Origin of the sequence: Xanthomonas sp. NCPPB 3005 (assembly GCF_041228095.2) — a bacterium.
GTDB classification, from domain to species: Bacteria; Pseudomonadota; Gammaproteobacteria; order Xanthomonadales; family Xanthomonadaceae; genus Xanthomonas_A; species Xanthomonas_A bonasiae.
The window spans coordinates 1,440,970-1,455,275 of record NZ_CP166096.2 but is presented as its reverse complement, the minus strand read 5'-3'; the positions used below and the strand labels follow the sequence as shown (position 1 = coordinate 1,455,275).

The window sequence follows — 14,306 nt, the reverse complement described above, 5'->3', positions numbered from 1 at the left end:
GGTTTCTGCACGGTCACGAACCGCGCACGCGGATTCCTTTAAAATCGCCGCCCATACGCCGCGTATCGAAACCCTGGGAGGGGCGCGCGACGTGCTCGTTGAGCGCCAGGTCGCCGCCGATGCAGCCGAACCAGCGCTCGATCCCCTCCACGATCTTCCTGCGCCAGCACGGCGCCGCCGGATCTTCTGCAGACCCTCTCCATGACCCCTCACTCTCCGCAACACGGACCCGGCAGCTGGCTGTTCGTCGCCTATGCCGTGGTCATCGCCCTGATCGGCGCCGCCCTGGCCGCGATGGGCGGCCAACTCGTCGCCGCCGGCGGCTCCTGGTACTACCTGCTGGCCGGCCTGGCCCTGGCCGTGTCCGGCGTGCTGCTGGCGCTCGGGCGCCGCGCCGGACTGTGGCTGTTCGGCCTGACCCTGGCCGCGACCATCGCCTGGGCGCTGGCCGAAGTCGGCCTGGACGGCTGGGCGCTGATCCCGCGCCTGGCGATGATCTCGGTGCTCGGCCTGCTGCTGTTGCCGTTCTGGAAGGTGGCGCGCTGGCGCCTGGCGCCGGTGTCCGGGCTGGGTTACGCGCTGGTCACCGGCGTGCTGCCGGTCCTCGGCGCGCTGCTGGTGTTCGTGCCGCTGTTCTTCCCGCGCACCGTCGAGCTGGCCGATCCGGCGCTGGCCGCGCAGCGCCCGCAGGACGCGTTCAGCCGCGCCACGGTGAACAGCCCCGACGGCAACGTCGCCGCCAACCACGACGCCAGCAACTGGACCGCCTACGCCGGCTCCAACCTGTCCAACCACTACAGTCCCGGCGCGCAGATCACGCCCGACAACGTCAAGGACCTGAAGATCGCCTGGGAATTCCATACCGGCGACCTCAAGCCCGCCGGCTCCAAGCTCGGTTATGCGTTCCAGAACACCCCGCTGAAGGTCGGCGACCTGGTCTACATCTGCACGCCCACGCAGAAGGTGATCGCGGTCGAGGCCACCACCGGCAAGGAGCGCTGGCGCTTCGATCCCAAGACCAACCCCAAGGCGATGGCCGGCGTCGCCGCCACCACCTGCCGCGGCGTGTCCTATTTCGAGGCCACCACCCCGGTCGCCGAATGCGCCAAGCGCATCTTCTGGCCGATGGTCGATGGCCGCCTGGGCGCGCTCGACGCCGCCACCGGCAAGCTGTGCGAGAGCTTCGGCGACCACGGCTACGTGGACCTGAACAAGGACACCGGCAACACCAAGCCCGGCTTCGTCGGCCCGACCTCGCCGCCGGTGGTGATGCGCGGCGTGGTGATCCAGCCCACCGGCCAGGTCCGCGACGGCCAGGAACGCGATGCGCCGTCCGGCGTGGTGCGCGCCTTCGACGCGATCAGCGGCCAGCTGCGCTGGGCCTGGGATCTGGGCAACCCGGCGATCGACGCCGCGCCGCCGGCCGGCCAGACCTATACCCGTTCGACCCCGAACGTGTGGTCGCTGATGGCCGCCGACGACGAACTGGGCCTGGTCTACCTGCCCACCGGCAACGCCTCCGGCGACTTCTTCGGCAAGGGCCGCACCCCGCAGGAAGAGGAATACACCGCCTCGCTGGTCGCCGTGGATGCGGCCACCGGCAAGGAGCGCTGGCACTTCCGCACCGTCAACCACGACCTGTGGGATTACGACATCGGCCCGCAGCCGAACCTGGTCGATTTCCCGGTCCCCGGCGGCGGCACCCGTCCGGCGGTGATCCAGGCCACCAAGTCCGGCCAGGTGTTCGTGCTCGATCGCGAGACCGGCAAGCCGATCATGCCGGTGCAGCAACTCCCCGTGCCGCAGGGCACCGACCACGGCGACTGGACCGCCAAGACCCAGCCGGTGTCGCCGGGCATGCCCAACACCGTCGGCGCGCCGAGCAAGGGTTACGAGACCATCGTCGAATCCGACGCCTGGGGCATCACCCCGTTCGACCAGTTGGCCTGCCGCATCCAGTTCAAGCAGCTGCGCTACCAGGGCATGTTCACTCCACCCAGCCTGGGCGGCTCGCTGTCGTTCACCGGCAACCACGGCGGCATCAACTGGGGCGGCGTATCGGTGGACCTGCAGCGCGGCATCATGGTGATGAACAGCAATCGCCTGCCGTACACCGAGAACGTCTACACCCGGGAGAAGATGCACGAGCTCGGCGTGGTGTCGGTATTCAACGGCAAGAGCAAGACGCCGGGCTACATGGCGCAGGAAGGCCTGGCCTACGGCGCGCGCAAGGAACCGTGGATGTCGCCGCTGAACACGCCGTGCATCGCCCCGCCGTGGGGCTACGTCTCCGGCGTGGACCTGCGCACCCAGCAGGTGATCTGGCGGCGTCCGCTGGGCACCGGCTACGACCAGGGCCCGATGGGCATCCCGTCGAAGATGAAGTTCGAACTGGGCACGCCGAACAACAGCGGCTCGCTGGCCACCGCCGGCGGCGTCACCTTCATCGGCGCGGCGCTGGACAACTTCCTGCGCGGCTACGACACCCAGACCGGCAAGCTGCTGTGGGAAGTACGGGTGCCGGCCGGCCCGCAGGCCGCGCCGCTGAGCTACACGGTGAACGGCAAGCAGTACATCGTCGCCGCGATCGGCGGCCACGACCGCATGGAAACCAAGCCCGGCGACAGCGTGATCGCCTGGACCCTGCCGGACGCCGCGCCGGCGAAGTAACGCCGGCCCGCTTCCGCCGGACCCGACCGGCCGTCGCAAGACGGCCGGTTTTTTTGTGCCCGGAACGCTGCCGGCCAACGGCGGCGCATTCGCGCATGTCCCCGTTGCGGGCCGAGCCATCGCCGGCGGCCTATTGCGCTGCAGCAAAAAATACAGCGTTTTCAGCGACCTATCTCGCCTATTCAGGCGCGATATTTCCGACGAGCGGTCTGTGCCGCGGTCAAGCCCACCAACCTGCCGGCCGATACTGAGAGGCACATTCAACGATTTGTCGACGCGAGCGGATTGCGCCGATCTTCCCAGCCGGTAGCCGCCATGACCTTGCCAGACGCCGCATCCCCTCGCCCGATTGGCGGCTCCCGCCTGCCCCCGCGCCCCTTGCTGTTCGCACTGGCCTATGCGCTGGGCCTGTTGGCGATGGCGCTGTACGCGTTGCACCTCGGCCGCCAGCTTGGGCCGAACGGGCCGGCGCTGGCGCGCCTGGCGCCGGCACTGGCCGCCGCGGCACTGCTGGTGGCGGCGCTGTACTGGGCCGGCACGCGGCGCGCGGCGCCGTCGCAACGCGCGCTGCAGGCGGTGCAGGCGCTGGGCGAAGGCCGCTTCGAGCAACGCCTCGATGGCGCCGGCGACGCCGCCGACGCCGCGCTGCTGCGCGCGGTACAGACGGCGCAGGCGCGGCTGGCCGCACGCCAGGCCGAGACCGAGGCCGAACTGCGCCATGGCCGCTTCGTGATCCAGGCGCTGGACGACCTGGATACCATGATCCGCATCGCCGACGACGACGGCCGCGTGCACTTCGCCAACCGCAAGCTGCTGCAGATGCTGCGCGCGATCGAGCCCGACGTGCAGAGCTTCCGCCCCGAATTCAGCGCCGAGCAGTTCGTCGGCGGCAGCATCGGCGACATCTATCCGGACAGCCAGGCGGCGATCGACCGCATGCGCGCGCTGACCGGTTCCAAGCGCGTGCGCGCGCCGTTCTTCGGCCGCCAGATCGACTTCGTCTACAGCCCGATCACCGGCGCCGACGGCGTGCGCCTGGGCACCATCGCGCAGTGGGAGGAGGTGACCGCGCAGGTCAACGCCGAGCAGGCGCTGACCGCGGTGATCGACGCCGCCGCGCATGGCGATTTCAGCCGCCGCCTCGATACGGCGTCGATGGACGGCGTGCTCAAGTCATTGGCCGAGGGCGTCAACCGCATTTCCGATTCGGTGGAGAGCAACCTGGCGGCGCTGGCCAGCGCGCTGGCCGCGCTGGCCGAAGGCGATCTCACCCATCGCGTCGACGGCGACGCGCAGGGCGTGTTCGCGCGGCTGCGCGAGGACACCAACCGCACCGTGGCCAAGCTGACCGAGATCATCGTCGGCATCCAGGGCGCGGTCGAGGCGATCCGCCGCGCGGCGATGGAAATCGCCGCCGGCAACACCGACCTGTCCGACCGCACCGAGCAGCAGGCGGCCAGCCTGGAGGAAGCCGCCAGTTCGATGGAGGAACTGACCTCGGCGGTGAAGCAGAACGCCGACAACGCGCAGCAGGCCAACGGCCTGGTGCACGGCACCGGCGAGATCGCCCAGTCCGGCGGCAAGGTGATGGACGAGGTGGTCGCCACGATGAGCGCGATCAGCACCTCGTCGCGGCGCATCGGCGAGATCATCAGCGTCATCGACGGGATCGCGTTCCAGACCAACATCCTCGCGCTCAACGCCGCGGTCGAGGCCGCGCGTGCCGGCGAGCAGGGCCGCGGCTTCGCCGTGGTCGCCTCGGAAGTGCGCTCGCTGGCGCAGCGCTCGGCGGACGCGGCCAAGGAGATCAAGCAGCTGATCGAGGACTCCACGCAGAAGGTGACGCTGGGCTCGGGACTGGTGAACCGCGCCGGCGCCACCATGCACGAGATCGTCGGCTCGGTGCAGCGCGTGACCGGGCTGATCGGCGAAATCAGCGCCGCCAGCGCCGAACAATCCAGCGGCATCGAGCAGGTCAACCGCACGGTGATGCAGCTGGACGAAGTGACCCAGCGCAACGCCGCGCTGGTGGAAGAAGCCACCGCCGCGGCGCGCAGCATGGAAGAACAGGCCGGCGGCCTGGCCACCGCGGTGGCGGTGTTCCGGATCGAAACCAATCGCGCGCAGCCGGGCGGCGGCAAGGTCACGCAACTGCGCAGCGCCGGCTGAACCGGCACGCTGCGCGGTCGGCGCCGGTTGCACGGACGCACGGCGCGTCACCGGCCCGCGCCGAACGCCGTTCGCAGACGATGCCGCGGCGCACGCCAGCGCGCCGTCCGGCTCAGACGAAACTCATGTACAGATCGCGCAGGAAGCCGAGTTGTTGCTCGCGGCTTTCGAACATGTCCTCGGCGAAATACTGCAACTCGCTCTGCACCAGAATCTGCTTTTGCCGCCCCTTCGGCGCCAGATCGATGGCGAACGACTGTTGCGCCTGCCCCAGCAGCATCAGCTGGTCGAGCACGCCCGGATACTGGTCCGCGTAGAACCGTTCCGCCGCTGCGCGCGTGGCGAACGGGTGGCCGGTATGCGCCTTCGCGTTGCCCTGCCGCGCATCGACGATCTTCATCGGCTCGTAGCGGTTGCCAGCCCTTTCGCCCCAGATCGTGCCGGCTAGCGCACCGTCATTGACAAAGACCACCTGATCGGTGATCGGGGGAGGATTCTGCGCGGTGTTCTGGATCTCGATCTCTTGGGTGGTGCGTGTGGCTTTTTTTTGCAACACCCCGAGAGTTTTGGCGATGTCGTCCGCAGAGTCACCCAGCCTGCAATGCAGGATGCTCTGGTTGCTGTTCAAGTTCTGGGTGAAGGTCAGGTTCCGGTCCCAGTCGCCGGTATAGAGGGCGACGATCCGCTCGGGGTATTCGAAAATGCCGAATCCCGACCTGTGTAGCGGCCGCAGGCGGATGAATGGCCCTTTTCCGGTCATATAGTAGGTGCTGGGCAATTGCGTCGTCGAAAACACGTACTTCGTGGTGTCGATATCGATGCTGGCGAACAGCCGGTTGACCGGCTTGATCAGCGGCACGGGCGTGGCGGTGGGCATGGGAGCGCTCCTCTGCAGTGGTGGTGGGCCGGGCGGCGTCTCCATGGCGCTGGCCACCGCAGGCGGCCTGCGCCGCTGCGTGAGCAACAACGACAGGAAAAGAAGATCCATGAGGTGATGGTTCCGCGCACTGCATGCGCGCCGCTCCCACAAGAACGCGGCAAGCGCAGGCCTGTGAATCGGCGCAGCCATGGCACCACGTGCCCTGGAAGCGAAGGCAAGCGGTCAGCGCGCCGTTCGGCGACTTGTTCGCGGCGCGCCGGGCGACTGCAGCGCGCGGCCACCGTGCGCCGGGCTCACTCCAGAAAGCGCGACCGCTGCTCCGGATCGGGCAGGAAACACTGCGTGGAAGTGCCGAACCAGCGGTAGCGGTTGCGCGCCAGCACCCGATAGCCGGCATCGCGCCAGCGCCGCGGCAACAGCCGCAACACCGCCACGACGCGCCATGCGCCGCCGAGGCCGGCGATCACGCCGATCGCCGCGTCCGAATCGGTCCACGCGCGTTGCGGCGTCAGCAGCAGGAACGACAGCGGGTCGTCGGGATCCAGGCCATTGCGGATGAGCAAGGCGCGGCCGCTGGCCGATTGGATCGACGCGAACCGGTAGCGGCCGCGGCGATCGAAGCGCAGCAGAAAGCGCACCCAGCGGCTGCACAGCAGGCATACCCCGTCGAACACCACGATCGCGCTGTCGGCGCCCGCCGCGGACACTGCGTCGCGCGCGAGTTCAGGCCGGCTCAAGCCAGCCCTCGTAACGGATGAACGGGCCGATCCACGGCAGCGCCACCTCGACCAGAAACGCATAGCGGCCGTCGCGCTCGGATTCGCGGCAATGCACGCCGGCCAGCCAGCGTCGCGGCAGCGGCAACACACCGAACGCCCAGGCGCGCGCGGCGCTCCAGACGATCGCGGCGGCGTCCACGCGCAGCGCGAATTCGAATTCGACCGCGCCCAGGCGCTCGCGCAGCCGACCGTCCTGCAGCCACAGCCGCGACGGCATCGCGTGCGTGCCGAAACGGCGCTGCCAGCGCTCGCCCTGCGCGTCGGCACTGAAGGTCACCTCGATCGGCAGCGTGGCGTTGGCCGGCGGCAGGCGCGCCAGCCATGCGCACAGCGGCAGCAACGGATGCCGGCCGCGGCGTACCTCGGCCTGGCCGACGTAGCGCTGCCGCTGCGGCACCGAATGCAGCGTGCGCAGCGCCGGCGGCAGCTGCGCGAATGCGGGCCCCAGCACTTGCGCGAACAGCGGCGCGCTCAGTCCGCGATCCATGCCAGCGTCGCCATGCGCCCGCTGCGACGGTCGCGGCGATAGGAAAAGAAGCGCTGCGCGTCAGAGATGGTGCACAGGCCGCCGCCGTGCACCTGCGCCGGGTCGATCCCCGCGGCGGCCAGGCGCTGCCGCGCCAGCGCATACAGGTCCACCCGCCAGTGTCCGGGGCGGGTGGCGACGAAGGCGCTGGCCGCGGCCGGATCGTGGCCGAGGAAGGCATCGCGCACGTTCTCGCCGATCTCGTACACCTGCGGGCCGGCGGCCGGGCCCAGCCAGGCCTGCAGGTGCGCCGGCGGCGTGCGCAGGGCGGCGACGGTGGCCTCCAGCACGCCGCCGGCCAGGCCCTGCCAGCCGGCATGCGCGGCCCCGACCTCGCTGCCGTCGCGGGCGGCGAAGGTCACCGGCAGGCAATCGGCGGTCAGGATCGCCAGCACCACGCCGGGCACCGCGGTGACCGCGGCATCGGCGGTCGGCTCGGCGTCGATGCCGGCCGCGGCAGGCGGCCGCTCGAAGCGCAGTACCTGCACCCCGTGCACCTGCCGCAGCCAGTGCGGCGGCGACGGCAGCGCCAGGCGCGCGGCGAGTTCGTCGCGGTTGCGCTGCACCGTGGCCGGATCGTCGCCGTCGGCCGCGCTGCGGTTGCCCAGGTTGAACCGGTCGAACGGCGGCGGCGACGCCCCGGCGCCGGTGCGCAGCGTGGTCAGCGCGCGCACCCGCGGCGGCGCCGGCCAGTCGGCGGCAAGGGCGAAGTCGGTCATGCGCGTGCGGCCCTGGACAGGCCAGCGCCGGCGAACGGCGCGACCGGGCACAGCGTCGCGCTCCCGGCGACGACCGCCGCGCGGGCGTATCGGAAACCAGCACACCGGCCGCGCGGCCGCGCCGCCTGCACCGGCACGCCAAGCCGTGTCGCCCATTCCCGAGCGGGTCCGACCGGGAATGGATGCAAGGCGCCAGGCCTGCCCTCGCCCGCCGGCGCCATGCTCAGCGCCGCGCCTGCTCGGCGGCCAGCCGCGAATCGACGCGCAGCGCGGCCAGCAGGCGCAACAGGTCGGCCGGCACCGCGGCGGTGGCGCGCACCGGCTCGCCATGGGTGGGGTGCTTGAACTCCAGCGTCTCGGCATGCAGCGCCTGGCGCTTGAAGCCGCGCAATTCGGCGATCAGCTCCTCGGTGGCGCCCTTGGGCAGCTTCAGCGGGCCGCCGTACAGCGGATCGCCGATGATCGGGTGCTTCAGGTGCGCCATGTGCACGCGGATCTGGTGGGTGCGCCCGGTTTCCAGGCGGCATTCCAGCGCGGTATGCGCGCGGAAGCGCTCGCGCAGCCGGTAATGGGTGACCGCGTCGCGGCCGTCCTCGCGCACCGCCATGCGCAGGCGGTCGCGCGGGTGGCGGTCGATCGGCGCATTGGCGGTGCCGCCGGAGACCAGCGGCCCGGCCACCACCGCCAGGTACTGGCGGTGCACGTCGCGCGCCGACAGCTGCGCCACCAGCGAGGTGTGCGCCGGCAGGGTCCGCGCCACCACCATGGCGCCGCTGGTGTCCTTGTCCAGGCGGTGCACGATGCCCGCGCGCGGCAGCGAGGCCAGCGACGGATCGAAGTACAGCAGGGCGTTGACCAGGGTGCCGCTGGGGTTGCCGGCGCCCGGATGCACGACCAGCCCGGCCGGCTTGTTCAGCACGATGACCTGGTCGTCCTCGTACAGCACCTCCAGCGGGATGTCCTCCGGCAGCGCATGGGTCTGGGTCTCCAGCACCGCATGCAGGCTGGCGATCTCGCCGCCGCGCAGGGCGTCGCGCGGCCGCGCCGGGGCACCGTCCAGCAGCGCGTCGCCGGACTTGATCCATTCGGCCAGGCGCGAACGCGAGAATTCGGGAAACAGCTCGGCCAGGACCGCGTCGAAGCGGCGGCCGGCGGCGTGATCGGGCACGCGCGCCTGGCGCGGGCCGTCGGAGACGGCGTCCTCAGGGGTGTCCGGGAGGGTATTGGGCATGAAAAGGGCACGGCTACGTCGGAAAGGGAGGGTCGCGGCGGCCATAGTCAGTCGCCGGACAGGCCACTAGGCTATCATCGCCCCTTCGTATTCCTGACGTGTCCTGCCCGAACCCATGATCCGACGCTCCGTCCCGCTCTCCGCGCACGTCCGTTTCATCGCCCTGATGCTGGTCATGGTCGTCGTGGCAACGGGTTGCCACCGCCAGAAGAACAAGAATCCCGAAGAAGGGATGCCGGTGGAACAGCTGTACCAGAAGGCGCACACGCAGATGCAGAGCGGCAACTGGGCCGGCGCCGAGGGCAGCTTCAAGCGCCTGGTCGCGCAGTACCCCTACGGCCAGTACACCGAGCAGGCGATGATCGAGTCCGCCTACGCCCAGTACAAGGCCGGCAAGCACGACGACGCGGTGTCCAGCATCGACCGCTTCATCCGTACCTACCCGACCCACCGCAACATCTCCTACATGTACTACCTGCGCGGGTTGTCCAACTCCAACCGCGACACGGTGTTCCTGCGCCGGGTGTGGTCGCTGGACCCGAGCCGCCGCGACCTGTCCACGCCGCAGCAGGCCTACGCCGACTTCAACATCGTCGCCGAGCGCTATCCGAACAGCCGCTACGCCGCCGACGCGCGCCAGCGCATGATCGCGCTGCGCAACGTGTTCGCCCAGCACGAGCTGGACAACGCGCTGTACTACCTGCGCCGCAACGCCTGGGTGTCGGCCGCCGGCCGCGCCACCTACCTGCTGGAAACCTACCCGCAGAGCGCCTACCAGTACGACGCGGTGGCGGTGCTGGCCGACGCCTACACCCACCTGGGCAACAAGCCGCTGGCCGACGATGCGCGCCGGGTGCTGGAACTCAACGATCCCCAGCATCCGTGGCTGACCGGCCACTGGCCGAAGTATCCGTGGATGATCCGCAAGCTGAACCCGTTCGCCGGCGAGAAGTCCGCTTCCACCGGGCAGTCCAACTCGCAGATGGCCCGCTGAGCCACGCTGCCGGATGCAACGCAAAGGGGCCGCAAGGCCCCTTTTTGCGTTTGGCGACCGAGGCATTGCCGACGCAGCCGTGCGCGATGGTCGCCGCCCGGCTGCGCCGCCTGCATCCACGCAGGACCGCGGCTGTCCGGGCAGCCGCCAGCGGCAGCGCCCTGGACATGTGGTCCTGGCCGATGGCGCAGGCCGGCACCAGTGTCGCGATCTGTGGTGCAGCGCCGCGGCCCGGCTATGCTTGGGCGCATGTTCGAACTGCATCGGGTCACCCGCCGCTACGGCGACGCTCTCGCGCTGGACCGGGTCGATCTGCGCATCGCCCCCGGCGGCACCACCGCGCTGATCGGCCCCAGCGGCGCCGGCAAGTCCAGCGTGCTGCGCATGCTGCTCGGGCTGGAATGGCCCGACAGCGGCGAGGTGCGCTTCCAGGGCGAGCCGCTGCGCCGGGACACCCTGTTGGCGCAGCGCCGCCGCATCGGCTACGTGATCCAGGAAGGCGGGCTGTTCCCGCACCTGAGCGCGCGCGACAACGCCGCCTTGCTGGCCCAGACCCTGGGCTGGGCGCGGCCGCGGATCGACGCGCGCCTGCACGAGCTGGCCGCGCTGTGCCGCCTGCCCGAGGCCTTGCTGGCGCGCTATCCGGCCGAACTGTCCGGCGGCCAGCGCCAGCGCGTGGGCCTGATCCGCGCGCTGCTGCTGGACCCGCCGGTGCTGCTGCTGGACGAACCGCTGGGCGCGCTCGACCCGATCGTGCGCCACGAACTGCAGACGCAGATGCGCGAGCTGTTCGCGCTGCTCGGCAAGACCGTGGTGCTGGTGACCCATGACGTCGCCGAGGCCGCCTACCTGGGCGACACCCTGGTGCTGATGCGCAATGGCCGCATCGTGCAGGAAGGCAGCGTGCGCGACCTGCTGGATACGCCCGCGGAGCCGTTCGTCGGCCAGTTCCTGCACGCGCAGCGCACGCTGGAGGATGCGCGGTGAGGGCGTCGGTGCGGCGCTGCGCGCTGCCGCTGCTCCTGCTCGCGGCGGCGCTCGTCCTGCTCGCCGGCAGCGCTCCAGCAGCGCCGGAGAAAGTGGTGGTCGGCTCGAAGAACTTCACCGAGGCGGTGGTGCTCGGCGAGATCGCCGCCGGCGCCGGACGCCAGGCCGGGGTGGAGGTCGAACACCGGCGCCAGCTCGGCGGCACCCGCATCCTGTGGCGCGCGCTGGAGCAGGGCTCGATCGACGCCTATGCCGAATACACCGGTACCCTGGCCACGGAACTGCTGCAGTTGCCCGATGCCGACGATGCCGCGTTGCGCCGGGCCCTGGCCCAGCGCGGCCTGGCGATGAGCGCGCCGCTGGGCTTCGACAACACCTACGCATTCGGCATGCGCCGGCAGCGCGCGCAAGCGTTGGGCATCGCCCGTATCTCCGACCTGGCCGCGCATCCGTCGCTGAAACTCGGGCTCAGCAACGAGTTCGTGTCGCGCGCCGACGGCTGGCCCGGAGTGCGCGCGGCCTACCGGCTGCCGCAGACCCCGACCGGGCTGGACCACGACCTGGCCTACCGCGCGCTGGACAGCGGCGCGATCGACATCACCGACCTGTACAGCACCGACGCCGAGATCCCGGCGCACGACCTGCTGGTGCTGCAGGACGACCGCCGCTACTTTCCGCGCTACGCCGCGGTGTTCCTGTATCGCAGCGACCTGGCGCAGCGCGCGCCGCGGTTCGTGCAGGCGCTGCAGGGCCTGGGCGGACGCATCGACGCGGCGACGATGCAGCGGCTCAATGCCGAGGCGAAGCTGGACAAGCGCGCCGAAAGCGCGATCGCCGCGCACTGGCTGGGCATCGCCGCGCCGGCACAGGACACCAGGCTGACGCGCCTGCTGCAACGCACGCGCGAACACCTGGCGCTGGTCGGCCTGTCGCTGGGCCTGGCCCTGCTGGCGGCGCTGCCGTTGGGCATCGTGGCGGCTTATCGGCCGCGGCTCGGCCAGGTCGTGCTGTCGCTGACCGGGGTGCTGCAGACGCTGCCGTCGCTGGCGGTGTTCGTGTTCATGATTCCGCTGTTCGGCATCGGCGCCAAGCCGGCGATCGCCGCGCTGTTCCTGTACAGCCTGCTGCCGATCGTGCGCAACACCCATGCCGGCCTGACCGGCATCGCCCGCGAATTGCGCGAGACCGCTGCGGCGATCGGCCTGCCGCCGGGCACGCGGCTGTGGCGGATCGAACTGCCGCTGGCCTTGCGCACCATCCTGGCCGGAATCAAGACCGCGGCGGTGATCAACGTCGGCACCGCCACACTGGGCGCGCTGATCGGTGCCGGCGGCTACGGCCAGCCGATCCTCACCGGCATCCGGCTCGACGATATCGGCCTGATCCTGGAAGGCGCGGTGCCGGCGGCGGTGCTGGCGCTGCTGGTGCAGGGGGTGTTCGAGGGCCTGGAGCGCTGGCTGACCCCGCGCGGCCTGCGCCTGGCGGCGCGGCGCTGAGGCCTGCGCGTCCAGGCGCCGCTCATCGGCGCGACAGGGCGCGCGATCGTGCGCTCGGCCGATCGATCGCAGCGTGGCACCGGCCAGCGATCGGCTTCGGTACCCGTCGGGACTGACGTCCCCCTCCCACAGTGCAGCCGCAGGTACCTGTAGCCGCGGCTTCAGCCGCGACGAACGAAGCGGCGAGCCTCAGGGCTCCGGCCACACTCGGGACCGAAGTCCCCCTGACAGTGCACTCAGCAGGCTCGCCCGCAAACCCCATGTAGGAGCGGCTTCAGCCGCGACAGACGAAGCGGAAACCTTTCCAGCCTCGGTAAAAGTCAGGGCTGACACTCCTCTACTTGAACCCCGGCAAGCTCACTGCAAGCCCACTGTGGGAGCGACTTCAGTCGCGACGAACGAAGCGGAAGACGTCTAGAGTCCGCTAGCTGCTTGGGCTGAAACCCCTCCTACAGTGCACCCGGCAGGGTGGCAGCAAGTTCTCCCAGAAACGATCAAACCACCGCTCACCCGCGCGCCGCAGCAACCATCTCCCGCGCCAGCCCACGCATCGCCTCCGGCGTCAGCTGCAGGTACGGCGCGATGCGCAACGCACCATGCCGATGCGTGCAGATCACCTGCGCGCGCTGCAGCCACGGCAGCAAAGCCTGCATCGCCGCCGCAGGCGGACGCAGCGCGCCAAGGTGCGGCGCATGCCCGGGCACGGTCCAATCGCCGGCCCCCTGCGCCTGCAGCTCATCCTCGAACGCCGCGCCGAGTGCGCCCAGCCGCGCCGCGATCCGCGCCGGCTGCCAATGCTGCACCTGCTGCAACGCCGCGGTGGCCATCGCCAGCCGCAGCGGTTCGGTCACGCCGCCGGCATCGAAGCGGCGCGCGCCGGCGCGGAACGGCGGCGGCGCCTCGACCGGGAAATTCCAGTCGGCGCCAGGATCGCGGGCCTGCCAATGGTGTTCGATCGGCACACCGTGCGCGCGCCAGTGCGGCGCCGCCCACAACCAGGCCAATCCCATCGGCCCGAGCAGCCACTTGTGCCCGACCGCGACCACGAAGTCCGGCCGCCATGCCGCCAGCCGCGCCGGCAGCACGCCCAGGCTCTGGCTCAGGTCCAGCACCAGCGCCGCGCCCGCCGCATGCACGCGCGCGGCGATGCGGTCCAGGTCCAGCAGCGCGCCATCGCGCCAGTAGGCATTGGGCAGGGTCGCGATCCGCACCCGCGGCTCCGCGTCCAGGGCCGCCAGCACCGCTTCGGTCCAGTCCTGTTGCGGCCCGCGCCGCACCACCGCCAGGTGCGCTCCGGTCTCGGCGCAGCGCTGCTGCCACAGCAACAGATTGGACGGGAACTGGCCGTCGAGCAGCAGCACCGCCTCGCCGGCCGCCAGCGGCAATTGCCGCGCCGCGGTAGCCAGGCCGTAGGCGGCCGAGGGCAGCATCGCCACGCCGTCGACGTCGCCTTCGAACAGCGTGGCGGCGGCCAGGCCGCGCAGAGTCTCGATCTGCGCGCGCCACGCGTCGAAGGACAGCGTCCACGGTGCGATCGAATCGGCCAGCGCCGCCTGCCCGGCGGCAAGCACGCCGGCCAGCCGCGGGCCCTTGCTGGCGGTATCCAGATAGCGCACTCCCTCGGGGAGGACGAAGGCGTGCGCCGCCTCGGCGAGGTCGAGCAAGCCGGGCGGCACGGCGGCGCCGGCCGCGGATGAGGACATGAATGCGTGGGAAGGGTCTGGCGTAGACATGTGCGGTCGGGCCTGTTGGCGCGATCGGGAGAGGGGAGGCCCCCATCGCATGAACAGGCTCTAGCGTAACGCGACGTTCCACCACGCATGACGGCATATTCACGGTCTTCCCCTAAGCTTGC

The 14,306-nt window shown here is 70.8% G+C and carries 12 protein-coding genes; 5 read left to right on the top strand and 7 right to left on the bottom strand.

Translation table 11 applies throughout. From position 1 onward, the window contains the following. Positions 1–13: 13 nt before the first annotated feature. Positions 14–151: a hypothetical protein gene (locus AB8810_RS06255; RefSeq protein WP_369915856.1), complete on the bottom strand. Its 138-nt coding sequence runs from the start codon at positions 149–151 to the stop codon at positions 14–16. An 89-nt stretch (positions 152–240) separates the two neighbouring features. Here AB8810_RS06255 and AB8810_RS06250 point away from each other — a divergent pair, with 89 nt between their 5' ends. Beyond that, positions 241–2,670 carry a membrane-bound PQQ-dependent dehydrogenase, glucose/quinate/shikimate family gene (locus tag AB8810_RS06250; protein WP_206230529.1) on the top strand — a complete coding sequence of 810 codons (2,430 nt, stop codon included), beginning with the start codon at positions 241–243 and terminating at the stop codon, positions 2,668–2,670. 315 nt (positions 2,671–2,985) lie between these two features. Beyond that, positions 2,986–4,839, top strand: coding sequence for a methyl-accepting chemotaxis protein (locus AB8810_RS06245; RefSeq protein ID WP_191824374.1), 1,854 nt, complete (start codon positions 2,986–2,988; stop codon positions 4,837–4,839). A gap of 112 nt (positions 4,840–4,951) precedes the next feature. Here the strand turns inward: AB8810_RS06245 and AB8810_RS06240 are convergent, their stop codons facing one another. The 5 genes from AB8810_RS06240 to rluD form a co-directional block, all read right to left on the bottom strand. Next, entirely contained in the window at positions 4,952–5,827 is an 876-nt protein-coding gene (locus AB8810_RS06240) for a hypothetical protein (RefSeq protein WP_369915855.1), read from the bottom strand. Positions 5,828–6,012: 185 nt separating this feature from the next. After that, a complete protein-coding gene (locus AB8810_RS06235) occupies positions 6,013–6,519 on the bottom strand; it encodes a thiol-disulfide oxidoreductase DCC family protein (RefSeq protein ID WP_369916633.1) in 507 nt (168 codons plus the stop codon). Then, positions 6,443–6,985, bottom strand: a complete 543-nt coding sequence (locus AB8810_RS06230; protein ID WP_369915854.1) for a DUF4166 domain-containing protein — start codon at positions 6,983–6,985, stop codon at positions 6,443–6,445. Before AB8810_RS06230 ends, AB8810_RS06235 begins: the two co-directional genes overlap by 77 nt. Further along, positions 6,970–7,743, bottom strand: coding sequence for a peptidoglycan editing factor PgeF (gene pgeF / locus AB8810_RS06225; protein WP_369915853.1), 774 nt, complete (start codon positions 7,741–7,743; stop codon positions 6,970–6,972). Before pgeF ends, AB8810_RS06230 begins: the two co-directional genes overlap by 16 nt. Before the next feature lie 223 nt (positions 7,744–7,966). Further along, a complete protein-coding gene (rluD, locus tag AB8810_RS06220; RefSeq protein WP_191824378.1) occupies positions 7,967–8,974 on the bottom strand; it encodes a 23S rRNA pseudouridine(1911/1915/1917) synthase RluD in 1,008 nt (335 codons plus the stop codon). A gap of 115 nt (positions 8,975–9,089) precedes the next feature. Here rluD and AB8810_RS06215 point away from each other — a divergent pair, with 115 nt between their 5' ends. The 3 genes from AB8810_RS06215 (at position 9,090) to AB8810_RS06205 (ending at position 12,451) form a co-directional block, all read left to right on the top strand. After that, positions 9,090–9,968: an outer membrane protein assembly factor BamD gene (locus AB8810_RS06215; protein WP_179566635.1), complete on the top strand. Its 879-nt coding sequence runs from the start codon at positions 9,090–9,092 to the stop codon at positions 9,966–9,968. A gap of 249 nt (positions 9,969–10,217) precedes the next feature. After that, on the top strand, positions 10,218–10,955 hold the full coding sequence (locus tag AB8810_RS06210; RefSeq protein ID WP_206257722.1) for an ATP-binding cassette domain-containing protein: 738 nt from the start codon (positions 10,218–10,220) through the stop codon (positions 10,953–10,955). A gap of 23 nt (positions 10,956–10,978) precedes the next feature. Beyond that, on the top strand, positions 10,979–12,451 hold the full coding sequence (locus AB8810_RS06205; protein ID WP_369916632.1) for a glycine betaine ABC transporter substrate-binding protein: 1,473 nt from the start codon (positions 10,979–10,981) through the stop codon (positions 12,449–12,451). Positions 12,452–12,957: 506 nt separating this feature from the next. Here the strand turns inward: AB8810_RS06205 and AB8810_RS06200 are convergent. Next, positions 12,958–14,154, bottom strand: a complete 1,197-nt coding sequence (locus tag AB8810_RS06200) for an aminotransferase class V-fold PLP-dependent enzyme (RefSeq protein ID WP_369915852.1) — start codon at positions 14,152–14,154, stop codon at positions 12,958–12,960. Between the last annotated feature and the right edge of the window lie 152 nt (positions 14,155–14,306).